Source organism: Streptomyces sp. NPDC033178 (assembly GCF_055577685.1).
This window is the reverse complement of the sequence record NZ_JBVIPT010000015.1, coordinates 100871-125869: the sequence shown is the minus strand read 5'-3', so window position 1 is coordinate 125869 and position 24999 is coordinate 100871. Positions and strand designations below refer to the sequence as shown.

21 protein-coding genes are annotated in these 24999 nt (G+C 71.2%); 14 read left to right on the top strand and 7 right to left on the bottom strand.

The features are described 5' to 3' along the window. Positions 1-323: 323 nt before the first annotated feature. From ACZ5VQ_RS32835 to ACZ5VQ_RS32825, 3 genes are all read left to right on the top strand, one after another. Positions 324-878 carry a TetR/AcrR family transcriptional regulator gene (locus ACZ5VQ_RS32835; protein ID WP_469108112.1) on the top strand — a complete coding sequence of 185 codons (555 nt, stop codon included), beginning with the start codon at positions 324-326 and terminating at the stop codon, positions 876-878. Between the two features lie 494 nt (positions 879-1372). Then, complete coding sequence (locus tag ACZ5VQ_RS32830) at positions 1373-2299, top strand: zinc-binding dehydrogenase (RefSeq protein WP_469108111.1); 927 nt, start codon at positions 1373-1375, stop codon at positions 2297-2299. A gap of 169 nt (positions 2300-2468) precedes the next feature. Beyond that, positions 2469-3425 carry a hypothetical protein gene (locus ACZ5VQ_RS32825; protein ID WP_469108110.1) on the top strand — a complete coding sequence of 319 codons (957 nt, stop codon included), beginning with the start codon at positions 2469-2471 and terminating at the stop codon, positions 3423-3425. Positions 3426-3434: 9 nt separating this feature from the next. On the opposite strand, the gene ACZ5VQ_RS32820 is transcribed toward ACZ5VQ_RS32825, so the two are convergent. After that, positions 3435-4067: a hypothetical protein gene (locus tag ACZ5VQ_RS32820; protein WP_469108109.1), complete on the bottom strand. Its 633-nt coding sequence runs from the start codon at positions 4065-4067 to the stop codon at positions 3435-3437. Between the two features lie 227 nt (positions 4068-4294). On the opposite strand from ACZ5VQ_RS32820, the gene ACZ5VQ_RS32815 reads away from it, so the two are divergent. The 4 genes from ACZ5VQ_RS32815 to ACZ5VQ_RS32800 all read left to right on the top strand — a co-directional run bounded on the left by ACZ5VQ_RS32815 (position 4295) and on the right by ACZ5VQ_RS32800 (position 9628). Then, on the top strand, positions 4295-5461 hold the full coding sequence (locus tag ACZ5VQ_RS32815) for a sensor histidine kinase (RefSeq protein ID WP_469108108.1): 1167 nt from the start codon (positions 4295-4297) through the stop codon (positions 5459-5461). A gap of 23 nt (positions 5462-5484) precedes the next feature. After that, positions 5485-6168, top strand: a complete 684-nt coding sequence (locus ACZ5VQ_RS32810; protein ID WP_469108107.1) for a response regulator — start codon at positions 5485-5487, stop codon at positions 6166-6168. Between the two features lie 128 nt (positions 6169-6296). Continuing rightward, positions 6297-7790 carry a purple acid phosphatase family protein gene (locus ACZ5VQ_RS32805; protein ID WP_469108106.1) on the top strand — a complete coding sequence of 498 codons (1494 nt, stop codon included), beginning with the start codon at positions 6297-6299 and terminating at the stop codon, positions 7788-7790. Positions 7791-7894: 104 nt separating this feature from the next. Next, positions 7895-9628 carry a sensor histidine kinase gene (locus tag ACZ5VQ_RS32800; protein WP_469108105.1) on the top strand — a complete coding sequence of 578 codons (1734 nt, stop codon included), beginning with the start codon at positions 7895-7897 and terminating at the stop codon, positions 9626-9628. On the opposite strand, the gene ACZ5VQ_RS32795 is transcribed toward ACZ5VQ_RS32800, so the two are convergent. The 3 genes from ACZ5VQ_RS32795 to ACZ5VQ_RS32785 form a co-directional block, all read right to left on the bottom strand. After that, complete coding sequence (locus ACZ5VQ_RS32795; protein WP_469108104.1) at positions 9614-10609, bottom strand: Acg family FMN-binding oxidoreductase; 996 nt, start codon at positions 10607-10609, stop codon at positions 9614-9616. The two genes, ACZ5VQ_RS32800 and ACZ5VQ_RS32795, sit on opposite strands and share 15 nt — an antisense overlap. A 133-nt stretch (positions 10610-10742) precedes the next feature. Further along, entirely contained in the window at positions 10743-11462 is a 720-nt protein-coding gene (locus ACZ5VQ_RS32790) for a response regulator (RefSeq protein ID WP_469108103.1), read from the bottom strand. Positions 11463-11587: 125 nt separating this feature from the next. Further along, entirely contained in the window at positions 11588-12052 is a 465-nt protein-coding gene (locus ACZ5VQ_RS32785; RefSeq protein ID WP_469108102.1) for a Crp/Fnr family transcriptional regulator, read from the bottom strand. 182 nt (positions 12053-12234) lie between these two features. On the opposite strand from ACZ5VQ_RS32785, the gene ACZ5VQ_RS32780 reads away from it, so the two are divergent. Both ACZ5VQ_RS32780 and ACZ5VQ_RS32775 read left to right on the top strand, forming a co-directional pair. Next, on the top strand, positions 12235-13143 hold the full coding sequence (locus ACZ5VQ_RS32780) for a universal stress protein (RefSeq protein WP_469108101.1): 909 nt from the start codon (positions 12235-12237) through the stop codon (positions 13141-13143). Between the two features lie 53 nt (positions 13144-13196). Next, positions 13197-14024 (top strand): universal stress protein, encoded by an 828-nt coding sequence (locus tag ACZ5VQ_RS32775; protein WP_469108100.1) that lies wholly within the window; start codon positions 13197-13199, stop codon positions 14022-14024. 43 nt (positions 14025-14067) lie between these two features. Here the strand turns inward: ACZ5VQ_RS32775 and ACZ5VQ_RS32770 are convergent, their stop codons facing one another. Then, a complete protein-coding gene (locus ACZ5VQ_RS32770) occupies positions 14068-15828 on the bottom strand; it encodes a SulP family inorganic anion transporter (protein ID WP_469108099.1) in 1761 nt (586 codons plus the stop codon). Between the two features lie 259 nt (positions 15829-16087). Between ACZ5VQ_RS32770 and ACZ5VQ_RS32765 the strand changes: the two genes are divergently transcribed. The 4 genes from ACZ5VQ_RS32765 (at position 16088) to ACZ5VQ_RS32750 (ending at position 19755) form a co-directional block, all read left to right on the top strand. Further along, positions 16088-16717, top strand: coding sequence for a DoxX family protein (locus ACZ5VQ_RS32765; RefSeq protein ID WP_469108098.1), 630 nt, complete (start codon positions 16088-16090; stop codon positions 16715-16717). A 207-nt stretch (positions 16718-16924) separates the two neighbouring features. Beyond that, on the top strand, positions 16925-17830 hold the full coding sequence (locus ACZ5VQ_RS32760; RefSeq protein ID WP_469108097.1) for a universal stress protein: 906 nt from the start codon (positions 16925-16927) through the stop codon (positions 17828-17830). A gap of 24 nt (positions 17831-17854) precedes the next feature. Next, positions 17855-18877 carry a zinc-dependent alcohol dehydrogenase gene (locus tag ACZ5VQ_RS32755; RefSeq protein ID WP_469108096.1) on the top strand — a complete coding sequence of 341 codons (1023 nt, stop codon included), beginning with the start codon at positions 17855-17857 and terminating at the stop codon, positions 18875-18877. Positions 18878-18882: 5 nt separating this feature from the next. Then, positions 18883-19755 (top strand): universal stress protein, encoded by an 873-nt coding sequence (locus ACZ5VQ_RS32750; RefSeq protein ID WP_469108095.1) that lies wholly within the window; start codon positions 18883-18885, stop codon positions 19753-19755. Positions 19756-19760: 5 nt separating this feature from the next. On the opposite strand, the gene ppk2 is transcribed toward ACZ5VQ_RS32750, so the two are convergent. Further along, entirely contained in the window at positions 19761-20564 is an 804-nt protein-coding gene (gene ppk2, locus ACZ5VQ_RS32745) for a polyphosphate kinase 2 (protein ID WP_469108094.1), read from the bottom strand. A 50-nt stretch (positions 20565-20614) separates the two neighbouring features. Here ppk2 and ACZ5VQ_RS32740 point away from each other — a divergent pair, with 50 nt between their 5' ends. Beyond that, complete coding sequence (locus ACZ5VQ_RS32740) at positions 20615-22999, top strand: phosphoketolase family protein (protein WP_469108093.1); 2385 nt, start codon at positions 20615-20617, stop codon at positions 22997-22999. 34 nt (positions 23000-23033) lie between these two features. Here the strand turns inward: ACZ5VQ_RS32740 and ACZ5VQ_RS32735 are convergent, their stop codons facing one another. Continuing rightward, positions 23034-24899 (bottom strand): glycoside hydrolase family 76 protein, encoded by a 1866-nt coding sequence (locus tag ACZ5VQ_RS32735; protein WP_469108092.1) that lies wholly within the window; start codon positions 24897-24899, stop codon positions 23034-23036. Between the last annotated feature and the right edge of the window lie 100 nt (positions 24900-24999).

The window sequence follows — 24999 nt, the reverse complement described above, 5'->3', positions numbered from 1 at the left end:
CCACGTAGTCAGCTGCACGACTGGCCTTGGCGCCGGCCTCGGCACGCTGCTCCGGCCCAGTCAGCCGCGTGTGGGCTGCTCTCGCCGTCGTCTTGCTCGGCGGCGGCGGTGGAGTCGGTGGTGGTGGCGAGCAGGCTGCCGAGGACGGTCGCGCCCGGCCCGGCCGCGCCGGTGGGGCCGTCGGCCGCGCGCTGCAGTTGGATGACCGTCTGTCGACGAAAATGGTAGTGTCGCTACCGAATCTTTCCCTCCCGTCGAGGTCGGCTCCGTCGAGGTCGGATCGCCGCTGCCGCATCGACGGGCATCCCGACGAGGAGCTCGTCTTGACTGCCGCGTCACAGCGCGCGCCGCGCAAGGATCAGGTCCGTAACCGGCGGCGGCTGCTCGACGTCGCCCGCCAGGCCTTCGCGGAGCATGGGCCTGAATTGAGCATCGAGGCCGTGGCCCGGGCAGCGGGGGTGGGGGCGACCACCTTCTACCGGCATTTCCCGACCAAGGACGACCTCGTCCTTCAACTGTTGGAGGACCTGACGGGCGGCGCGCGCGAGGTCGCGGAGGAGGCCGCCGCCCTCTCCGACGACTGGGAGGCCTTCCGTACGGTGTTCGTCCGCGGATGCGCGCTCGACGAGGAAGGGCTGCGCCTGTTCGACGCTCTCTGCCGTACGAGCTCGCAGGCGGCCGAGCGGGGTCGGCTGATCGCGACTTCCCTGATCGCCCCGGTCGTCGACCGGGCCCGGGGCAGTGGCCGGCTGCGCCAGGGCGTCACCGCCGGGGACGTGGCGGCTCTCATGCGCATGGCCGACTCGGCCTCGAGCCCCCGGCAGCGGGAGATCGCGCACGAGGTGATGTTGGCCGGACTGAGCGTCCCGCCCGCGTAGCGGCGCCCCCTTGCCGGACTCTTCCTTTCCAGCGCCCTATTTCTGGGGCTGCCCCGGCGGGACCCGGCGGCTGGCCGCGCCGGCCCGCCCGCGACTGCTTCTTCGCCGCCGGGACGGGCCGATGTGCTTCCCGGATTGTCCCGGGCACCCACCCGCGGACTCCAGCCCCGGACGCGATCGGCAGCGCATTCGGTGCGACGGTTGCGGCGGCGGGCCTCATCCGTCCCGCGCTACGGCTCGCTTCTCTTGCTGAGCCGCGGGCTCACACCGTGCCGCCGTCGGTACCTTCCGCGGGCGCGCCGCGCCGCTGGCTGCTCCGCCGACCTGGATGCCGGTGTTCCGCGTGAGCGCTGTGAGCGCGACGACGGCGACTCTCGATGCCGGCCCGACGCCACCGCCACCTGCGAAAAGGCGATCCGGTTGTAACGCTACCGTTTTGCGCGCTACGGTGAAGCGGTAGTCACACTACCGTTTCTTGGAAAGGTCCTGCCCTCATGCGCGCACTCATCCCGACCGGCAACCCGGAGACCCTGACCGAACTGGGCGAAGTCGACCTGCCCGCCCCGGCACACCACGAGGCGCTGATCCAGGTGACCGACATTTCGCTCAACCGGGCGGACTTCCTGTACCTGAGCGGCCCCGCCGGAGACTTCCGGCCCGGCATCGACGCCGCCGGGGTCGTCGCCAAAGCCGCCGCTGACGGCAGCGGGCCGTCGGAGGGCACCCGCGTGGTCCTGCACCTGCCCGCGGGCGGGGGAGGCGCCGAGTACGTCTGCGCCTCGGCGGACCGCCTCGCGGTCATCCCGGACAACGTGGACTCCGCCTCCGCGTCCGCGCTCCCGCTGGGCGGCCTGGTGGCCCAGAGGCTGCTCGCCATGGCCAGCCCGCTCAAGGGGCGCCGGATCCTGGCCACCGGCGTCGGGGGCGGTGTCGGCCAGGTCCTCATCCAGCTCGCAGTTGCGGAGGGGGCCGAGATCACCGCCGTCGCCGAGACGGGCCAGCCGACCGAGCACATGGCGGCGCTGGGCGCCAACATCGCCCTCGACATCGACGCCGTCGAGGGCGGCGCCTTCGACATCGTGCTGGAGTCGGTCGGCGGCGACCTCGGATCCAGCGCGGCCCACAAGCTCCGCCCCGGCGGCCAGTTCCTCTGGTTCGGCCAAGCCAGCGGCAACCCCATCACCCTGGACTTCTTCCGACTGCTGCAGGACGGCACCTCGCTGACCCTGCGCCACTTCGTCTACGCCGACGGCGACGGGAGCCGTGACGCCGTCGACATCGGGGCGTTGCTCGACCTGGCCTCGCAGGGCAGGCTCCGGGTCGAGATAGGCCACCGCGGCGACTGGAGCAGCGCCGGCCCGGTGCTGCGGGAGATGTCCGCCGGCCGCCTGCGCGGCAAGGCGGTCCTGAGCGTCGCCTGACCTCACCCGAGCCGGCCGGGACGACGTCACCCCGGCCGGCCAACCCGCGTACCCCTGCGCAACACCGGCCTATGGCTGGATTCGCCGATGCCCCCTTCCCCGCCTCTCGGCCAAGCGGTACTCCTTGCCGAGATGCGGGGCGGGCCCCAGGCAGGGAAGGGACACTGCGATGACTCATGCGCGGCGCTACGGCCAAGAGGACCTGAGAAGTGCCGCCCCCGGCGATCCTGCCACCTGCGGCCAGGCGGAGATGACCTCGTTCGACGAGGTGTACGACCAGCCGGACCCCAGACACTTCTTCCGTGTCCTGGGCCCCTGGGACTATCAGACGCCTCGCCACGCGCAGGGGCTGTTCCGGGGCTTGGCCGCCGCCCGCACGCGAACCGCCCGCGCCGCCGCCCCGGTCACCGTGCTGGACATCTGCTGCTCGTACGGCATCAACGCGGCACTTCTCAACCACAACCTCACCCTGGAAGACCTGTACGCCCACTACACGTCCCCGAAGGCAGCGGCGCTCACCACGGCGGAGCTGATCGAGTGGGACCGTGCCTACTACGCATCCCACCGACGTCCCGACGCGCACCGGGTGATCGGGCTCGACATCGCCGCGAACGCCATCTCCTACGCTCTTGCCGTCGGTCTGCTGGACGAAGGCTTCACCGAGAACCTCGAAGCGGCTCCGCCCACCCCCGCTCTCCTGCGTGCCGCGCAACCAACCCTCCTGGTCACCGTCACGGGCGGAGCGAGTTTCCTGTCCCCGCGCACCTTCCAACCACTCCTCGCCGCCGCTCACGAACCGGTGTGGATCGCGTCGTTGGTCCTGCGTACCGGTTCCTACCGCCACATCGAGGACGGGCTGGCCCCGTACGGCCTCATCACCGAGAGGGCAGCAGCTCCGACCTATCCGCAACGCCGCTTCACGAGCGTGCACGAGCAGCGGTACGCCATCACCGCGGTGACCGCCGCCGGCGAGGATCCCCGGGGCAAGGAGACCGACGGCTACTTCCACACCGCACTGCACCTCTCACGACCCGCGAAAGACGCCGCAGCCCTGCCGCTCAACACTTTTACGAAGGACGACCGGCGCCCCGAGAGCATCATCGAGCGCGACAGCTTCAGAGGTTGAAAGACAGGCTCAGACCGACACCCGGGACGGGGCCGTGGCGTCCTCGGTTTCCCGCGCCATGCGCCACAGCGCCGCCGAGAGCCAGATCAGGATGGCGCCGACCAGGATGTGCAGCCCGCTCGTGAGCAGGCTGTCGGGCAGGCCCGTGAGGAACGCGAACAGCGGCAGCACGACGGCGTAGCCCCAGGCCGGAATCCTCGGAAACACCCGGGCGCGGATCATCGCCGCCCCGAACAGCGCACAGCCCACGGCGAACACGGCCGCACAGCCGATGAGGGCGGGGATCGTCGGGCCGGTCAGGACCTCGTCGATGACGTCGTCGTCGAAGTAGAACAGCACCAGGTTCGAGGCGAACGCGGCAGAGCCGAACAGGCCGAGACCGATGAGGTTCACGATGTGCGCCACCTCTGCGAAGCGGCCGGTGGCAGGGCGCTGTCGCAGTTGCAGTGCGGTGAGCAGAGGAAGGGCGAACGCGGGGGAGACGGCGAGCGGGACGCTGGTCGCGGTGGTCTCCCCGGTGAACGCCTCGACCAGCGCGGGCAGGGCGATCAGCAGACCCGACAGCACTCCGCACAGGGCGCCGACGCGAAATGCCGATGAGGCTGTGGGTGGGGTGATGGGTGAAGTGAGGGGCGAGGACATGAGGCCAACTCCGGTTGCTCCGACGGTTCCGACAGTGGGACAGGCCGCAACCGTAGAGAGCCGCCGATCAGCGGCAGGAGGTGCAGAACGGGGACATCGACGGCCGGAAGTCACCATCTCCCGTGCGCCGTCCAGCCGTTCGGCACGTGTCGTTCGGCCCGAACCGTCCGGAGTTTGAGCGGCGATGCCGCTGGGCCGCCCGGTCCGGCCTAGCCTGACGGCAGCGGATGAGGACGGGTGAGGGGGTGTTCATGGCGGCGTACGGGCCCGTGCGGTGGGTGCCGCCGCTGCTGTACGGCGCCGTGCTCGTGGGCGGCCTGTACTACGCGGCGGCCGGACTGGGCGACGGACCAGGCCCGTCGGTGTGGCGGACGGTCGGCTTCGTCGCCGTGATCGGGGCGCTGTTCGCCCTGGAAGCCGCGGGACACCGCCGTCCCACGGCCCGGATGCCGCTGCTGCTCGCGCGCTGCGCCCTGATCGGCGCGGCGGTGGTCCTCGACGCGTCGGACCTGGCCCAAGTGCTGTTCGTGCTGCTGCCGTTCACCGCCTACTTCGCCTTCGGCCGTACGACCGCGCTCACGCTGGGCGCGCTCTGCCTGGCCGGGCTGCTCACCTTGTACGTGCTGACCGCTCCCGGCTGGTACCGCGACCTGGAGCACGTCTCCGACCTGCTGATGCTCTCCGTCGGCCTGGTGCTGGCGCTCTCGATGGCCGCCGTGGCCGTCGGCGAACAGCGCGCCCGGCGCGAGCTGGAGGAGTATGCCGCGCGGGTCGCCGAGCTGTCGGCCGCCACCGAACGCAACCGGCTGGCCCGGGACATCCACGACAGCCTCGGTCACCATCTCACTGCGATGTCCGTGCAGTTGGAGATGGCCTCCGACTTCCGGTCCCTGGACCCCGACGCGGCCCAGCGAGCGCTGAACGAGGCGAGGCACTCGGTGAAGCTCGCACTCGGCGACGTACGGCAGTCGGTCCGCGCGCTGCGCGGCGAGGCGGCGCACCCCACGCTCTCGGCCGCGCTCGCAGGCCTGGCACACGGCGGCGAGGCCCGGCCGGTGGTCACCGTCGAGGTGACGGGCGACGAGGACGGCCTCGGCGCGGCCGAACTGACCGCCCTGTACCGGGCAGCCCAGGAGGCGGTGACCAACGCGCGCCGCCATGCGCGGGCCACCCGGGTGACGGTGGCGGTCCTGCTGGCCGAGGACACCGCGCGGCTGGTGGTGACCGACGACGGCCGTGGCTTCGTACCGGACACGGCCGCCAGCGGGTTCGGGCTCCTCGGGATGAGGGAACGGGTGCACCTGGTGGCCGGGAGCGTGGACATCGACAGCGGCCCGGATGCCGGAACCCGGCTTACGGTGACCGTGCCGCGCGGGAAGACCGCGCGGAGATGAACAGGGACGGGCGTGGGGCCGAGATGACCATGGACGACCATGAGCCGGCACCGCCGGTGCGGGTGCTGGTGGTCGACGACCAGCGGCTCATCCGTGACGGCATCGCCTCGCTGCTCACCATCCGGCCGGGCATCGAGGTCGTCGGTACGGCCGTGGACGGGCGGGACGCCGTGGCGAAGACACTCGAACTGGGCCCGGACGTCGTGCTCATGGACGTCCGGATGCCGGAGATGGACGGGATCGAGGCCGTCGCCGTACTGCGCGGCCGGGCCCCGGAGTGCAGGGTGGTCATGCTGACGACGTTCGAGGACGAGGAGTTTGTCGTGCAGGCGCTGCGGGCCGGCGCCCACGGCTACCTGCTGAAGGATCTGCCGGCCGAGGAACTCGCCCACGCGGTACGCCTTGCGCACGCGGGCGTCACCCAGCTCGACTCGTCCGTCGCCCGCCACCTCACCGCCTCCCTGCCGGCCCCCACGCCCGCTCCCGTCGCCAAGCCCGAGCCCGCCGAGACCGCCGCCGTCCTGAGCCCGCGCGAGACGGACATCCTGCGGCTTGTGGCCCAGGGCCACACCAACCGGGAGATCGCCGCGCGGCTCTACCTCAGCGAGGGCACGGTCAAGAACCACGTGTCCCGCATCCTCACCCGCCTCGCCCTGCGCGACCGCACCCAGGCGGCCCTTCGCGCCCGGGACCTCGGCCTGCTGTGAGAACCGCGCACGCCGTCGCTGAGAAGAACCGCGCACGCCGGCGTTGAGAGAACCGCGCACGCCGGCGTTTCAAGTGGCCGCCGCCTGCCGCACTGTTGCGGTTCACCACCAGCGGGCACGAATCAGACATGTATTGCTGCCTCTCCGCTCCCCACGGTGGCCTGCGATCCGCCGCTCTCCTCGCCCCCGCCCTGCTCCGAGCCCTCCACGCCGCCGCCCGCCGCGGCACGACACAGATACGTCACCCACGCGACCCGGATGCCGTGTCCGCCGTAAATCTGGAACTGGTCACCCTCACCGAGGACCTCGCCGTCATCACCTGGTACACCGGCGTGACCGGCAGCGACGACGGATTCGGCCACCTGCTCCCCGCCGTGACTGAGGGCGAAGTCGTCTACGGCACCCACCCCGCCCGGCTGAACCGCACCGCCTCCGAAGGCCGCCGCACCGCCCACCACTACGTGGAACTGACCGGCCTGGAACCCGGCCAGACGTACTACTACCAGGCCCGCTCCCGGGGTTCGGCGGCCACACCCACACCGCTGCACCTCGTCAAGGGCAACGCCGTCGGAACCTCGCTGCACGGGTTCGGCTCGCGTGGCGGCCCGTACTCCTTCACGACGCCCCAGCCTCCGCCGGGCCGCCATCTGAGGACGATCGCCCTCTGCAACGACCTGCACCTGGGGGAGACGACGGCCGGTCTTGTGGCTGGAGTCCCGTTGATGCGGGGCGTCTCGCAGCGGTTCGGCCTCGCCCCGTATCCGGAAATCATGGGCCGGGCCCTGGTCGACGAGGCACGTCGGCGCGGAGCCGACCATCTGCTGGCCGCAGGTGATATCTCGGCCGGCGGCGCGCCAGGCGATCTGGCCGGGGCCAGGCAGATCCTGGACGGCTTCGGTACGCACGGACAGGACTACTTCGTCGTCCGCGGGAACCACGACCGGCCCAGACCGAAGAGCGGCCACGCCTCGTCCGGCGACAGTTTCCTGGACGAATTCCCCGGTGGCGACGGGCCCGCGTACTTCGCGCGCGATCTCGGCGGACTGCGGATCGTCGGACTGGACACCTACGAGAAGCGGGGCAACGGCGGCGACCCGGGCGGACTCTCGCCCGACCAACTGGCCTGGTTCCGAGCCCGGTTGAGGGAGAACAGGGACCAGCCGACCATGGTCTTCGGACACCACCCGCTGACCGTACGCAATTCACTGTTCCCCGTGATGAGCGGGCAGCGCCTCAACCGCCGCCAGGCCCGCGCGATCCTCGACGCCTACTCCGTCGCCCCCGGCGTCTTCCTCCACCACGCCGGTCACACCCACCGCAACAAGCGCACCGTCCTCCCACAGGCCCGGCACGTCACGCTGCAGGAGGTCAGTGCCGTGAAGGAGTACCCGGGCGGCTTCTGCCTGCTCCGGATCCACACGGGCGGCTACGCCCTCAACTACTACAAGACCAGCAGCGGACCGGCCCGTGAGTGGAGCGAGCGCAGTCGACGCGTGGCCGCGGGCCTGTGGCCCCAGCATGCCCTCGGCCGCTCGGTGTGCGACCGCAACAGCGTCACCACCCGCGACCTTTCGGGCATCACCCCGGCCGCGTCGCGAACCGCGGTCCGTGGAGCTGCCTAGGCGTCCGAAAAGGCTAGGACCCTCGACCTGGTCCTTCAGCCAGTACGGTGGGCATGAGGCCTACCGGATGAACGGCACCCTGGCTGCGTGTGTCGGAGGAAGCGATGAGCGGGGAAGGTCAAGGGGGCTCCGGGCAGCAGCTGCCCAAGCTGAGGCTGGACGAGCTGCTCGACGAGCTCCAGGCACGCATCGACGCGGCCCGGGGGACGCAGGACCGGGTGCACAGCCTGTTGGAGGCCGTTCTGTCGGTCGGGCGGGAGCTCGATCTGCCGCACGTGCTGCGGCGCATCGTGGAAGCCGCCGTGGTGCTGGTGAACGCCGAGTACGGCGCGCTGGGCGTGATCGGCGACGACAGCCGACTGTCGGAGTTCCTGACGGTGGGCATCGGCGAGGAACGGCGCGAGGAGATCGGTGAACTGCCCAGCGGTCACGGCATTCTCGGTGAGTTGATACGGCACCCGATGCCGCTGAGGCTGCCGGAGCTGTCGGAGCATCCGGCCTCGTACGGCTTCCCGGACCACCACCCGCCGATGCATTCGTTCCTGGGCGTGCCGATCCGCGTGCGGGAGAAGGTGTTCGGGAACATCTACCTCACCGAGAAGCGGGGCGCGGCGGAGTTCGACGCCGAGGACGAGTCGGTGCTCTCCACACTCGCAGTGGCGGCCGGAGTGGCCATCGAGAACGCGCGGTTGTACGAGGAGACGCGGCTGAGCGAGCGCTGGCTGCGGGCGAGCGCGGAGGTCACGAGCACCCTGCTGTCGGGAACGTCCGGCGCCGAAGTGCTTGAGCTGATCGTCGGAAAGGCCAGGGAGATCGCCTCGGCGGACGTGGGGATGATCGCGGAGTACGTGACCGGGGCGGAGGAACTGAGGCCGGTACTCGCGGTGGGGCCGAACGCGGAGCGGCGCAGTGGGCTGGTCCTCTCCGCGCAGGACGGATTCGTCGCGGCTGCGCTCACCACGGCGGAGCCGGTCGTCAGCGCCGATATCGAGCGTGATGCGCGCACCGGCGAGGGGGAGTCGCAGTGGGCCGGGCTCGGCCCCGTGGTCGCGGTGCCGCTCGGCGCCGGCGGGACGGCCCGCGGGGTGCTTCTGCTGGGGCGGCTGGCGGGCCGTACGCCCTTCTCCGAGTCCGACATCGGGCCTCTGCTGGGCTTCGCGGGGCAGGCGGCGCTGGCACTGGAGCTCGACGAACGCCGTCGGGACGCGGAGAAGATCGCGCTGCTGCAGGACCGGGACCGGATCGCGCGCGATCTGCACGACCTGGCGATCCAGCGGCTCTTCGCGGCCGGCATGACCCTGCAGAGCGCACAGCGCTTCGTGGACCATCCCGAGGCCGTGGAGCGGCTGTCGCGGACCGTCGACGACCTCGACGACACCATCAAGATCATTCGGTCGACCATCTTCGGTCTGCGCGCCCATGGCGGTGTGGCCAAGGAGGGCGGCGGTCTTCGCGGCCGCGTGTCCGAGGCGGTGAAGGTCTCCGCCACCTCGTTCGGGTTCGCTCCCGCGCTGCGGGTGGAGGGTCTTGTCGACACGGACGTCCCCGGCGAGGTGGCCGACCACGCTCTCGCGGTTCTCGGCGAGGCGCTCAGCAACGCGGTCCGGCACTCGGGGGCGCGCTCCGTGGACGTCCATCTGCAGTGCGCCAGGGGTGAGTTGGCGCTGACGGTGACGGACGACGGGTGCGGAGTTCCCGACGGCGTGGCGTGCAGCGGACTCAAGAACCTGGAGGACCGGGCTCGCGCGCTCGGTGGAACACTCACGCTCGGCGAACGGCCGCGGGGCGGCGGTACACGTCTGGTGTGGCGTGTACCGACAGGCTCAGCGCGGGACTGACCGCGCTCCTTCGGCCGGCGTCCGGGACACTCCGCGACGCGGCGAAGAAGGTCCCTGTGGGCCGTACCCCAGGCGGATCACCATCTGCGCGTGATCGCGCCGGTCGCTCGGCCATGGCACCAGCTGTTCGCGCAGATCGGGCCACTCCAGCGCTTGGTGCAGCAGCGATGACCGTAGGCCATGAGCGGTAGCCGTCAGCAGTACGCGTTCCAGCGCCTGACCGGCGCGCAGCCAGTCGGTCCGGCGGTCGTGCGCGGTGGACAGTACGGCGATCGACGGCCGCCTCTCGAAAGGGCGGGAGGCCGGCACGGCCGGGTGCCGGTGTGCGCCGAAGTCCCGCATCGGGACCTGTTCCCGGGAATCGTGCGGGCCCAGCGCCTCCGGCGGCACTCCCAGGTCCGAGTGGTTCGGATCGCGCACCCACAGGCGGCTCTCCGCAGCCCGGTCGGCGTCGGCCGTGTTGCGGCGCTCCGCTTCCGCGGTCAGCTGCAGCAGACGGTCGGTCTCGCGCGGCGCGGGACGGCTCAGCAGCGCGCCTTCACTGTGAGCGGCCTCGGCGAGTTCGGTGAGGACGGCAGCGGGCAACGGCCGCTCGGAGAAGGGGAAGCGGCTGCTGTGCCGGCGCCACACCGCGTCGTACAGTCGTGGCGAAGAGGCGCTTCTGGCGGTGCCGCCCAGGCGTACGGCGGCGAGCAGATCCGGCTCGTCGGGCCGGGGCAGCAGGCGGGACACCGGTTCCCAGCCGAAGTGCGCAACCGCCACCCGCAGGTTGAGCAGCGCGCACCCGACGGAGAGGTGCAGGGCACGCCCGGTCGGGTCGATGTGGCGCAGGCCATGGTCCGGGGCGGCGCGGATCTCCAGGGTGACGGTGTCCGGGGCGAGGTGGAAGCGCCAGGGCTGGGTGTTGTGGATCGAGGGGGCGGCCACGGCCGCGGATATCAGCTTCTCCAGGGTCGGGGCGTCGAGTGTCATGGACCTCATCGCGAACTCCTCCCCGCCCTGGGCCGGTTGGCGGGCCGGGCTCATCGGTGACCGCTCTCAGCGTGCGGTCACCGGGTGTCGCGGCAGCAGGGGCCGTACGGCCCTGTGCTGTGCCGGACGGCCCGGATGCGCTTCACCTCGCGGGACGCTCTCCGGAGCCGGAGCCGGAGCCGGAGCCGGGCTGTTCGAGGTGGGAGGCTAGGACCGCGGCCTGCACCCGGCGCTGGACGCCCAGCTTGGCCAGCAGCCGGGAGATGTGGTTCTTGACGGTCTTCTCCGAGAGGAAGAGGTTCTTGCCGATCTCGCGATTGGTGAGTCCGTCTCCGATGAGGGCGAGGATGTCGCGTTCGCGGGGGGACAGGCTCGCCAGTTCGGGGGCGACGGCCGGGGTGCCGGCGGGGTCCGCCCGCAGCGAGGCCATCAGCCGGGCGGTGGTCGCGGGGTCGAGCATGGACTGGCCCGAGGCGACGGTGCGTACCGCCGAGACGAGGTCGGAGCCCTTGATCTGCTTGAGTACGTAGCCCGAAGCCCCGGCCATGATCGCGTCGAGCAGGGCCTCCTCGTCGTCGAACGAGGTCAGCATCAGAACGGCCAGTTCCGGCATCTTGCTGCGCAGCTCACGGCAGACGGTGATCCCGTCGCCGTCGGGCAGGCGTACGTCGAGTACGGCGACGTCCGGGCGGAGGGCAGGGCCGCGGGCGAGCGCGTGCTCGACGTTCTCTGCGTCGCCGACCACCGAGATGTCCGGTTCGGAGTCCAGGAGGTCGGACAGCCCGCGTCGTACGACCTCGTGGTCGTCCAGCAGGAAGACGCGGATCGGGTCGTGCTCCGTAAAGGTGCGTGTCTTGGCCATGACGACCCCTCGTTCCCCGGCGACTGACGGACTGCGGGCTGTCCGTGACGACGATCGTCACTCGCCGGGACCGGATGTACTAGGGCCGACCGGCCCCACTCCAACCCACAATGCGCCCTGTGCGGTCACAGGCGGCTGCCGCTGCCGTACGGGGCGTAGAGATCCAGCAGCCGGGTGCGGGCCGAGCGCAGGCGGTGGGCGAGGATGCCGCCCACCCACTGGGCGACCGTGTGGCCCAGGGCGGGGTCGTCCTGGCACATCGCCCGTACGGCCGTGGCGTCGAACTCGTAGGCGCGGACCGGGCTCGTCGTCTCGGAGCCCAGGTGCCAGGAGTGCGGTGCGAACAGCCAGGACCAGCCGACGAGTTCGTTGTGGCCGAGGGTCTCGATGACCGCCGCCTGGCGGCCGGGCACGTGCATGTCGAGCTGGATCGTGCCCGTGCGGATGATCCAGAACCGGTCGGCGCGACCGCCCTCCTCGAAGAGGCGCGTTCCCTGCGGGAACGACACCTCCCGGGCGAGGTGCATCAGTCGCTGCCGGTGCTCGGCGGGCAGTGCCCGCAGCATGCTGGGCGTGGGCGAAGCGTTCATGACCGGCCTCCAGGACGGACGTTCGGACCCTACGACTTCCAGCGTGTGCCCGTGCTCCGGCTCGAACCATGGGCCACCCGGCCCCAGGGAGGGACTGTGCGGCCCCTTCGCACGCGGGCGTTCCTGTACGAGGCTCTGTATGAGATCGGGCAGGACCGGACAGGACACAGGAGGTGCCCACCATGGTTCGGCACATCACCACAGGAATCGACGGATCCGCCGAGAGCCTCGCCGCCGCGCACTGGGCGGCTAGGGAGGCGCTGCGTCGCGGCGTCCCGCTGAACCTCGTGCACGCCTGGACGTGGCACCCACGCCCCGCCCCCTCCGTCCCCGCGGACAGGACCGAGCGCGACTGGGCCGAACAGACCCTGGACCGGGCGGCGGGCAGCGTCCGTGCCGCGCACCCCGGGCTGCGGGTCGTCGAGCGACTGGTGGCCGACTCCGCGGTGGCCGCCCTTCTCGCGGCGGCCGAGGACGAGGAGTTGCTGGTGCTCGGGTCCCGTGGCCTCAGTGGCGTCACGGGGTTCATGGTCGGCTCGGTGTCCCAGCGGGTCGTCGCCAGGTCCCCCCGTCCCCTGGTGCTCGTACGTGCGGGCGAGAGTGCCGCCGACGAACACTTCACCACCCCGGACGGCGTCTCGCCCGAGGAGATACCCCGGACCCCGTATCGCGATGTCGTCCTCGGCCTGGACACCCGGCGCCCCAGTGACGAGCTGATCGGGTTCGCCTTCGAGTCCGCACGCCGATGCGGCGCCACGCTGCACGTGATCCACGCCTTCGGAACGCCGCGGGTCCAGCCGGCCGATGGACCGTGGGACCCCGTGACCGGGCCGGAGCTGATCGCGGCACAGGAACACGCCATGGTCGCGACCCTGCGCCCGTGGTGCGAGAAGTTCCCGGAGGTCTCCGTGGTCGAGACCGTCTCCGAGGAACGGCCCGCCACCGCGCTGGTGCGGGCGTCGTCCGGTGCCTCTCTCGTCGTCGTGGGGCGCCGGACCCGGGACAGCCATCTCGGCACGCACATCGGCGCCGTCACGCACGCGGTGCTGCACCACGTCGGCTGCCCCGTCGCCGTCGTCCCGCACGACTGAACCGGCGCCGTGACGGTGCTCCGGGCACCAACGGCCCCAGGGAGGGAACAGTCATGACTGCACGTCACGTGGTCGTCGGGGTGGACGGCTCCGTCACCGCCGTACGAGCACTGGACCTGGCCGCCGACGAGGCAGCCCTGCGTGCCACCACGCTGGAGGTCGTGTACGCCGTGCCCGACCTCGACGAAGCAGGCCCTGTGCTGGCGTCCGCCGCCTCACGGGTGGGCCACCGCCACCCGGGCCTACCGGTCGTCACCGTCCCTGCCGAGGGACGCTCGGCGGCCGTCCTGGCGGAACACGGACGCGAGGCCGCGCTGACCGTCGTCGGCTGCCGGAGTCTCGGCGGGCTCGCGGGCACGGTGTTCGGCTCGGTGAGCAGGCGCCTGGCCGCGCACGCGCCGGGCCCGCTGCTGGTCGTACGCGGAGACTCTCCGCCGCACCTGCACAACGAGGTACTGCTCGTCCTCGACGAGGAGGACGACGCGGACACGGCGGTGTTCGCCTTCCAGGAAGCGGAACTCCGTGGGGCGTCACTGCGGATCTTCCGGTCCTCGTTGGATCAGCACCCGGTTCCGGTCGCGGTACCGATGCCGCACCGACGGAGCGAGTCGACTGCGTCGTACCTCCCGGCCGGTGACTCGTCGGTGGAGCTCGGCGAGCGGCATCCTCTCGTCCGGACGGGGAGCCAAGACGCCGCTACGACGCAGACGCTGCTGGAGGTCACACGTACGGCGGACCTCGTCGTGACCAGCTGCCGCCCCAGGCGGAGCGGGCACGGCCGCCAACTCGGTTCCCTGACAAGTACGTTGCTGCATCGGGCCCACTGCCCGGTGCTGGTCGTTCCCGCCGGGCCGGAGAGCGCCGCGCCCTCGGCCCGGTGAGGACACTCCGCCGCGTCGCGCGCCGGGGATACGGGCCGGCGGCCTACTGAGTGTCGTCCCGGGCGCGATTCCACTCCCGGTACGCCGCGACAGCGGTGGGCAGCGTCGGGAAGACCAGACCGGCGCCGACCGACTTCGTCAGTCCGTACGCGACCAGTTCGTCCATCAGGTCCTGCTTCACGCGGGCGAGGGCGAACACGATGCCGCGCCGGGCCAGTTCGAGGCGCAGCGCGTCGACGGCGTCCAGGGCGGTGATGTCGACCTCGACGTTGGCCTCGGTGTTGAGGACGAACCAGCGGACCGGGTCCTCCTGTTCGTCGACTGCGGCCAGGGCCCGGCGCCGGAAGTCCTCGGCGTTGGCGAAGAACAGGGGCGAGTCGTAGCGATAGACCAGCAGGCCGGGGATGGTGCGGGCCTGCGGATAGTCGTCGATGTCGTGCATGCCGGCCACACCGGGGACCACTCCCTGGACGGCATCGTGCGGACGGGCCACGCGGACCAGCAGTTCCGCGACCGACAGACCGACGGCGACGATCACGCCGTACAGGATGTCCAGGGCCAGTACCCCGGCCAGGCAGCCGAGGGCCAGCAGCAGTTCCCGGCGGCGGAAGGACGCCAGTCGGCGGAAGCCCGCCAGGTCGATCATGCGGACGGCGGCGTACACGACGAGCGCGCCCAGTACGGCCGAGGGCATGCGGGTCAGCAGCGGGCTGAGGAAGAGCAGCACCGCGAGGACCGCCGCACCGGCGACCAGCGCGTACGCCTGGCTGCGGGCGCCCGCCGAGGCGGCGAGCGCGGTCCGGCTGGCGCTGCTGCTCACCGGGAAACCGTGCAGCGCACTCGCACCCAGGTTGGCCGCACCGAGGGCCAGGAACTCCTGGTTGGGGTCCAGGCCGGGGCCCTTGTCGTCGGAGGAGTCGACGGTGAAGGCCCGCGCGGTGAGGATGAAGTCCGTGTAGCCGACGAGGAGGACTCCGAGGGCCGGGAGGACCAGGTGCGCGAGTTCGGTCAGGTCGGGCAAGGCGATGCCGGGCAGCCCCGACGGGACCTCGCCGATCACCCTGATGCCGTACCGGTCGTCGAGGTCGAACATCGCCACGGCCGCCGTGCCGAGCACCACGGCCAGCAGGGGACCGGGGACCGTCCGGAAGAACCGCGCCACCGTGAAGAGGAACGCGAGCGTGACGGCGCCGAACAGCAGTGTCGCCGTATGGACCTGCGTCAGGTGCCGTACGAAGGACCAGAGTTGGGCGAAGAAGGCGGAACCCGTCGTGCGTACGCCGGTGAGCTTGGGCAGCTGGTCCACGATCATGATCAGCGCCACGCCCGCGAGGTAGCCGATCAGGACGGGCCGGGAGAGCAGGTCCGCCAGGAACCCCAGCCGCACCGCCCACGCCACCACGCACAACAGGCCCACCGTGAGTGCGAGGGCGGCCGCCAGTGCGGCGTAGCGGTCCGGGTCCCCGGCGGCCAGCGGGGCGACTACGGTCGCCGTCATCAGCGCGGTCGTCGACTCGGGGCCGACCGACAGCAGACGTGAGGAGCCGAACACGGCGTACAGCGCGAGGGCGGGCAGGATCGCCCACAGCCCGGCGACCGGCGGCAGACCCGCCACGCCCGCGTACGCCATCACCTGGGGGACGAGGTACGCGGCCACGGTCACCCCGGCCAGCAGGTCGCCCTTCAGCCACGATCGCCGGTAGCCGAGGAGCGTGCCGACTCCGGGCGCGACGTGCCCGAGGAGAGTGCCGAGCCCCGGTGCCGGACGGCCTCCCGGATCGTGCCCGCCCGCGCTCCTTGCCATGAGTCTCCTTCTGCCGTGTGACCTCAGGATCCACCGAGGGGCGGACGGCCGCGCGACGCGGCCGAAGGAAACCTACAGGCGCTGCGGTCCCCTTACCGGCAGCCCAACCGGCCCTGTGGAAAGGGTCGTTCAGCCCCGGCACCGCGGACCTTCGGCATCCGGCGACGCTCGCCCGACGCGACCAGAGTGAGCGGTGACGGACCACGACCCGACCGTCCCCGAATCCCCGAATCTCTGAATCCTCGAAGGGACCATCACCATGGCCGTGCACGAGCACCCTCACCGGAGCCCGGGGTTCCACCTGCCGTCGTTGCACAGGAACCGGACCGCCGCCACCTCCGAGTCCGCCGTGTCGGCTCGTACCGACACGCACACGGCGCGGGCCTACGCCTTGGTGTCCCTGCGCCTGCTCACCGGGTTCGTCTTCCTGTGGGCGTTCCTCGACAAGACCTTCGGCTTCGGCTACGCCACCCCGTCCGGCAAGGGCTGGATCGACGGCGGCTCGCCGACCATGGGCTTCCTCAGCGGCGTCGCCGCCGGGCCGATGGAGTCCACCTTCCACTCCTGGGCCGGTGCCACCTGGGCGAACTGGCTGTTCATGGCCGGCCTGCTCGGCATCGGGCTGGCCCTGGTCGGCGGGTTCGCGCTACGGCTCGCGGCCGTCGTGGGCACCGCGATGATGGCGCTGATGTGGGTCGCCGAATGGCCGCCCGCCAAGCTCCTCTCCGACGGGTCGCCGAGCATGTCCAGCAACCCGTTCGTCGACTACCACCTCATGTACGCCGTGGTCCTGATCGCCCTTGCCCTGGCCTCCGCCGGAGACACCTGGGGCATCGGCAGGCTCTGGGCCAGGCTGCCGTTCGTCCGCGCCAACCGCTGGCTGCGCTGACCACGGGGAACACGGCGGGACTCGTAAACGGGCCCGCCGCGCCCGCCGACCCGACTGGGGCCGATCGGCCCCAGTCAGGGACCTGCGGCCCCTGCACCACGAACTCGATCGACACGACGCTGGGATCGGATCGGATCGGATCGGAACGGACCGTGCGATGCGATTCCGATCCAGTGCGATCCGATCCCGATCCAGAAGGTGGAGACCATGCCCCGAACTGTCATCGTGGGACTTGACGGCTCGCCCGAGAGCCACGCCGCGGCCGAATGGGCGGCCCGGGAGGCTGGGCTGCGCGGACTGCCGCTGAAGCTCGTCAACGTCTGGGAACCCGATCCGGCGCCCATGGCGCAGGACCCGGTCCACGGCGCCGAAACCCAGAAGCACTGGAGCGGCAGGATTCCCCGCGAGGCCGCCGAGGGCCTGCGTCTGCGGCACCCCGGTGTCGAGATCACCGCCGAGCAGGTCTACGGCCGGCCGGGCGAGATCCTGACGCATCTGGCCGAGGACGCCGCGCTGCTCGTCCTGGGCTCGCGCGGCCTCAGCGGGATCGGCGGGTTCCTGGTGGGCTCGGTCGGCCTCACCGTCGTGGCGCACGCCGAGCGGCCCGTGGTGCTGGTCCGTGCCGGGGAACAGGCCGCCGACGAGCACGTGATGGATCCGTCCGGCATCCCGTCCGCCGCGACGCCCTTCCGGCCCGTCGTGCTCGGCATGGACCCCGACAGCCCGGACGACTCGGTGCTCACCTTCGCCTTCGAGGAGGCGGCCCGTCGTGCCACCGCCCTGAGGGTTGTGCACGGCTGGAACCTTCCGCCCTACTACGCCTACGGCCTGTCCGCCGACCTCGGCCTGCACGAGGAGATCGTCCGGCAGCAGACCGCCCGGCTCACCGAGACCCTGCAGCCGTGGCGACAGAAGTACGCGGATGTTGAGGTCGTCGAGGAGTCCCGCTCGGGCAGCCCGGCCAACCAGCTGGTCGACGCCTCCCGCGAGGCCTCCCTGGTCGTCGTGGGCCGCCGCGTCCGCCGCAGCCCGCTCGGTGCCCACATCGGCTCGGTCACCCACGCCGTGCTGCATCACGCCACCGCCCCCGTCGCCGTCGTCGCGCACGGCTGACGCATCCCGAGGAGAACGAGAACCATGAAGGCAGCGGTCGTACGCGCATTCGGCGAGCCCCTGGTCATCGAGGAGCGCCCCGATCCCGAGCCCGGCCCCGGCCAGGTCCGCGTCCGGGGCGAGGCCTCCGGGCTCTGCCACACCGACATCCACGCCGCCCACGGCGACTGGCCCGTCAGGCCGAACCCGCCGTTCGTCCCCGGCCACGAGGGCGTCGGTCTCGTCGAGGCCCTCGGCGAAGGCGTCACCCATCTGGCCCTCGGGCAGCGGGTCGCCGTGCCCTGGCTCGGCAGGACCTGCGGTCGGTGCGAGCACTGCCTGTCAGGCTGGGAGACGCTGTGCGAGCAGCAGATCAACACCGGATACGGATGCGATGGCGCGTACGCCGAGAAGATGCTGGCCTGGGCCGACTTCGCGCAGCCGGTGCCCGAGGGGATCTCCGCGCTCGACGCCGCCCCGCTCACCTGCGCCGGCGTCACCACGTACAAGGCCTTCAAGGTTGCAGGCGTCCGGCCCACCCAGCTCGTCGCCATCTCCGGTGTCGGAGGGCTGGGCCATCTGGCGGTGCAGTACGCGAAGATCGCCGGAGCGACCGTGGCGGCCATCGACGTCACCGACGAGAAGCTCGAACTCGCCGCGGAACTCGGCGCCGACATCGTGATCGACGCCCGCGAGCACGACCCCGGCGAGGTGCTCAAGCGGCACGGAGGCGCGCACGCCGCCATCGCGCTCGCGGTGAACGAGGCCGCCTTCTCCGCGGCCTATTCAGGGCTCCGGCGCGGTGGAAAGCTCGTCATGGTCGCACTGCCGGCGCACGGCACGATCCAGGTCCCGATCTTCGACACCGTCCTGGGCGGAATCTCCGTGATCGGCTCCATCGTCGGCACCCGGCAGGACCTGACCGAGGTCTTCCAGCTGCACGCGGCGGGCCGGACCAGGGTGATCCAGGAGCCCCGACCCCTCGCGAGCGTCAACGAGTCCATCGACGAGGTGCTGCGCGGCCAGATCAAGGCAAGGATCGTCTTCGACCTCGGCGAAGGAAGGTGAGGACGGTGGAGCTTCCCCTGGTCGTCGGTGTCGACGGCTCCGAACCCGGCATGCGTGCCGTGGACTGGGCGACGGACGAGGCCGCCCTGCGCGGCGTACCGCTGCGGCTGGTGTACGCGTCACTGTGGGAGCGCTACGAGGGCGCCGCACTTGCCGAGGGCCTTGGCAGGTCCTCGGAGCAAGTGCTGGCCGACAACGTCGTCGAGGCTGCCGCCAGGCGTGCGCACCGGCGCGAGGTGGACCTGAAGATCTCCACCGAGGTGCTGCCCGAGGAGCCGGTGCCCGCACTGCTGCGGGAGGGGCGCAATGCTTCCGCGCTGGTCCTGGGCACCCGCGGCCGCAGCGGAATCGCCGAGCTGCTGCTCGGCAGCGTCAGCCTCGCCGTGGCCGCCCGCGCCCACTGCCCGGTGATCGTGCTGCGCGGCGGCCACGACCATCAGGTGACGTCCAGGATGCGCAGGCGCATCGTGCTCGGCATCGGTGAGGAGCCCGAGAACTCGGCCGCCGTGCGGTTCGCGTTCGAGGAGGCGCGGGAACGCCGGGTACCGCTGGAGGCGGTACGTGCCTGGCGCTGCCCCGCGCACCAGACCACCGACCACCCTCTGCTGGCCGGCGAACCGGCCCGCCTGTACGAGCAGCAGGCCACGGAAACCCTGGAAGCGGCACTGCGTGACGCCCCGGCTGGGGTGGAACTGCACCGGCGCATCATCGAGGGCCCGGCCCGCAAGGTGCTGCTCGACGCCTCGGCCGATGCCGACCTGCTCGTCGTCGGAGCCCAGCGGCGCCGCGGCCACTTCGGGCTCCAGCTGGGCCGCGTCGCCCACGCGGTCCTGCACCACTCCGCGTGCCCCGTCGCCGTCGTCCCCCAACGGGCATGACCGGCTCAGAGGCTCGCCGCGTGATCGGGGACGTATGTCTGCAGATCGCGGGGCGGGCGCTGGTAGCCGGTCGAGGGCGGCCGGGGCGGCAGCTCCAGCACCGGCGGCGGCACTTCGTGGTACGGCACGGAACTCAGCAGATGGGCCATCATGTTCAGGCGGGCCCGGCGCTTGTCGTCGCTCTCCACGACGAACCACGGGGCCTCCGAGATGTCCGTGTGTACCAGCATCTCGTCCTTCGCCCGGGAGTACGCCTCCCAGCGGGTGATCGACTCCAGGTCCATCGGGGAGAGCTTCCAGCGCCGCGTCGGGTCCTTCAGCCGCTGCCGGAACCGCTTCTGCTGCTCCGTGTCGCTCACCGAGAACCAGTACTTGCGCAGCAGGATCCCTTCCTCCACCAGCATCCGCTCGAAGATCGGGCATTGACGGAGGAAGAGCTGGTACTCCTCCTTGGTGCAGAAACCCATGACGTGTTCGACGCCGGCGCGGTTGTACCAGCTGCGGTCCAGCAGCACGATCTCCCCGGCCGCGGGCAGATGCTCGACGTACCGCTGGAAGTACCACTGGGTGCGCTCGCGCTCGGTCGGCTTGGGCAGCGCCACGGTCCGCGCGACGCGCGGGTTGAGGTGCTCCGAGACCCGCTTGATCGTGCCGCCCTTGCCCGCCGCGTCCCGACCCTCGAAGACCACCACGAGCCGGGTGCCCTCGGCCCGCACCCACTCCTGGAGCTTCACCAGCTCCGTCTGCAGACGCAGCAGCTCCTGCTCGTACACCGCACGCGGCACCCTCGCCGTCTTCTTGCCGGCCATGCCGCCTCCTCCGCTCGATGACGTCCTTCGATGACACCCACGGAGTCACCATGACCAACGTCGAACACCAGGACAGCACCGTACTGACCGACGAGGAACTGCGCACCCTGGACGCTCACTGGCGGGCCGCCAACTACCTTGCCGTGGGCCAGATCTACCTGCTGGCCAATCCGCTGCTCACCGAGCCTCTGGCCCCCGAGCAGATCAAGCCCCGGCTGCTCGGCCACTGGGGGACCTCGCCCGGCCTCAACCTCGTGCACACGCACCTCAACCGCGTGATCAAGGCCCGTGGTCTCGACGCCCTGTGCGTGTGGGGTCCCGGCCACGGCGGTCCCGCCGTCCTCGCGAATTCCTGGCTGGAGGGCAGCTACAGCGAGACCTACCCGGACGTCTCGCGCGACGCGGCCGGCATGGACCGGCTGTTCCGGCAGTTCTCCTTCCCCGGCGGAGTGCCCAGCCATGTGGCCCCCGAGACACCGGGCTCGATCCACGAGGGCGGCGAGCTGGGCTACTCCCTCGCCCACGCGTACGGGGCCGCCTTCGACAACCCCGATCTGCTGGTCGCCTGCGTGATCGGTGACGGCGAGGCGGAGACCGGGCCACTGGCCGCCTCCTGGCACTCCAACAAGTTCCTCGACCCGGTGCACGACGGCGCGGTCCTGCCGATCCTGCACCTCAACGGCTACAAGATCGCCAACCCGACCGTGCTGTCGCGGATCCCCGAGCCCGAACTCGACGACCTGCTGCGGGGATACGGACACGAGCCGATCCACGTCACCAGCGACGACCCGCGCGAGATCCACCGCGCCATGGCCGGCGCCTTCGACCACGCCCTCGACCGCATCGCGCTGATGCAGAGCACGGCACGTGAGGACGGCGTGTCCGAGCGGGTCCGCTGGCCCATGATCGTGCTGCGCACCCCGAAGGGCTGGACCGGACCCGGAGAGGTCGACGGGGAGCCGGTCGAGGGAACCTGGCGCGCGCACCAGGTCCCGCTGGCCGGCGTACGCGAAAACCCCGACCACCTGCGGCAACTGGAGACGTGGCTGCGCTCGTACCGGCCCGAGGAACTCTTCGACACCGACGGCCGGCCCACCGCGGACGTCCTCGCCTGCATCCCCGCGGGGGCCCGCCGCCTGGGTGCCACTCCGCACGCCAACGGCGGCCTTCTCGTACGCGACCTGCCCATTCCGTCCCTCGACCGTTTCGCCGTCCACGTCGACAAGCCGGGCGAAACCATGCACGAGCCGACCCGCGTCCTGGGCGACCTCCTCGAACAGATCATGAACGACACATCGGGCCGCCGTGACTTCCGGCTCGTCGGACCCGACGAGACCGCCTCCAACCGACTGGACGCCGTCTTCAACGCCAGCGGCAAGGCCTGGCAGGCGCAGATGCTCCAGGTGGACGAACACCTGGACCGGCACGGCCGGGTCATGGAGGTCCTCTCCGAACACCTCTGCCAGGGCTGGCTGGAGGGCTATCTCCTCACCGGACGGCACGGCCTGTTCTCCTGCTACGAGGCGTTCGTGCACATCGTCGACTCGATGGTCAACCAGCACATCAAGTGGCTCAAGACATCGAGGGAGTTGCCGTGGCGGGCCCCGATCGCCTCCCTCAACTACCTTCTGACATCGCATGTCTGGCGCCAGGACCACAACGGCTTCTCGCACCAGGACCCCGGCTTCGTCGACCACGTCCTCAACAAGAGCCCCGAGGTCGTACGGGTCTATCTGCCGCCGGACGCCAACACCCTGCTCTCCGTGGCCGACCACGCCCTGCGCAGCCGCGACTACGTGAACGTGATCGTCGCCGGCAAGCAGCCCTGCTTCGACTGGCTCTCCATGGACCAGGCCCGAGCCCACTGCGCACGGGGAGCGGGCATCTGGGACTGGGCGGGCTCCGCCGACGGAGACCGCGAACCCGATGTCGTCCTCGCCTGCGCGGGCGACGTCCCCACCCAGGAGATCCTGGCCGCTTCCGACCTGCTCCGGCGCCATCTGCCCGAGCTCGCCGTCCGGGTCGTCAACGTCGTCGACATGACCCGGCTGCTGCCGCGCGCGGAACACCCGCACGGAATGGGCGAGTTCGAGTACGACGGCCTGTTCACCACCGACAAGCCGGTGATCTTCGCCTACCACGGCTATCCCTGGCTGATCCACCGCCTCGCCTACCGCCGCACCGGCCACGCCAACCTCCATGTCCGCGGCTACAAGGAGATGGGCACCACCACGACCCCGTTCGACATGGTCGTCCGCAACGACATGGACCGCTACCGCCTCGTCATGGACGTCATCGACCGCGTCCCCGGCCTCGGCGTCCGCGCCGCCGCCGTACGCCAGCGGATGGCCGACGCGCGCACCCGCCACCACGCCTGGATCCGCGAACACGGCACGGACCTACCCGAGGTCGCCGACTGGACCTGGACCGCCTGACCTCCCTTCCCCTGCGAGGAGTTCATCGGTGGCCCTACAGCCCCTCCGCAGCCGTCAGTGCTCCCAACGCGCTGGCCTGGGTGCGCCAGTCCGACGGATTGGGGCTCGTGCCCGACCAGCGCTGGCCGAGGCGGTTGAGGGGGTCCCGGTCCGTGGTCCAGATCGAGTCGGCCTGTTTCGTCACGTAGGCCCGGTAGGTGGCCGACCCGGTGGCGTCCGCCAGGTCGGCGAAGTGCCGCATGAAGATGCCCTTGAACTGTTTCTGGTTGTCGTCGCAGGAACCCGTGCCGACGTCGCAGGACTCGGTCAGCACGCCACCACGGGTCAGCGCCGACGAGGACATCGCGGCGTCGGCCAGCCGCTTCGCCGTGTCCAGGTACCGGCTGGTTCCGGTGGACCGCCACAGCTGGGTGAAGGCTCCGATGGCGAGGCCCTGGTTGTAACTCCACACGGTCTGGCCGTTGTTGGCGCAGTTCGCGTTCAGCCCGTCGTTGACGAGTCCGGAGGAGTTGATCAGCCCGCTGCCCAGATACCAGTTCGCGGCCGTGGTCGCTCGCGAGCCCCACACGGTGTCACCGGAGATCCGCTGGTGCAGCGAGGTGGTCAGCCACAGGTACTGCCCGTTGGTCACGGCGTTCTTGTACGTGCGCTCCCGGTCCCACCACACACCACCGCCGCAGGTGCCCGGATCCCAGTACTGGTGCACATAGTTGGCGATCGTCACGGCCTCGTCCAGGTAGCGCTGGTCGCCCGTGTAGTCGTAGGCCGTCAGCCAGGCGATGGCCCACCAGCCCGCGTCGTCGATCGCCCGGCTGATGAAGTGCCCCTCGATCGGGTCTGAACTGCGCACGCCCGCAGGGAAGACACCCCGATTCTGCTCGAAGGTACGGGCGATCACCCAGTCGTAGTCGTGCCGCCCGGTGCGCTCGGCGAAGTCGATGACCGAGGTGGTGGCGACGGCCGAGTTCCACCAACTGCTGCGCCACCAGCCCTCGTTGGTCTGGTACGAAGCCATCAGCGCGTCCGCCCCCGCACGTACCCGGGTCGGCGCGGGTCTGGCCCAGGCGGTGCAACTGCCTTCCTGGTGGGAGGCCTCACGGCCGCAGGCGCGGACGGCCCCGCCGTACAGCAGGCCCCGCGGGTCCCGGGTGGCGAACATGGCGGTCCGGGTCGAAGTCGCCCCGGACGGCACGCTCGTACGGCCGAGGGAAGCGCCCTCGGGCCAGCTCGCGCCACTGTCCCAGGAGCGGTCGAGCCAGATCTCGTCGCCCGCGCCGCCGCCTCCGACGACACCCCAGGCCATGCCGTTGCGCTGGTCGACATGCAGGCTGATGGTGCGCCCGAAGAGGGTGGCCGACGGTACGGGGGTGTCGTCACCCGACGCGGTGGCGGGGTCGGCGCCGTCGCAGAACGAGCCGTCGCACACCTTCGTGTACGCCCAGTCGGTGCAGGTGACACCGCCCGCGTCACCGCAGGCACGGATCCAGCCGCGCCGGTGTGCCACCGGGTCGGTGATGTTGTACATCAGCGTGCGGGTGCCGGTCCAAGTGCCGGGGATGCTCGCCTTGCCGAGCAGGCCCTCCCAGGTGGCGCCCCGGTCCCAGGAGCGGTCCAGCCAGACGGACTCGCCCGTCACGCCGTTGTCGATGCTCGCCCAGGCCATGTTGTCCGGGTCGGAGACGTGCAGCCGGACTATTCGGCCGCTGATGGTCTTGTTCGGCACCGGGAAGGTGTCCTGCCGCGCCTTCGAGGGGTCCAGGGTGTCGCAGGCCAGGGCACAGACCGGTGTCGCGGCATGGGCGGGGGGAGGGGGGAGGGCGACGAGGCCGGTCAGGGCCAGGAGCAGCGCCAGGAACAGGGTCAGGGGTCCGCCGAGGACCGGGTGGGGCCGCGCTGACATGACGTACCGCCAATCCGTGAGGGCCGTGCGCGGAAGGGAGGGGTGGCCGCCCGCCGAGGGCGGCCACCTTGCGAAGCGCCTGTTCTTCGTGGGCTGTTGA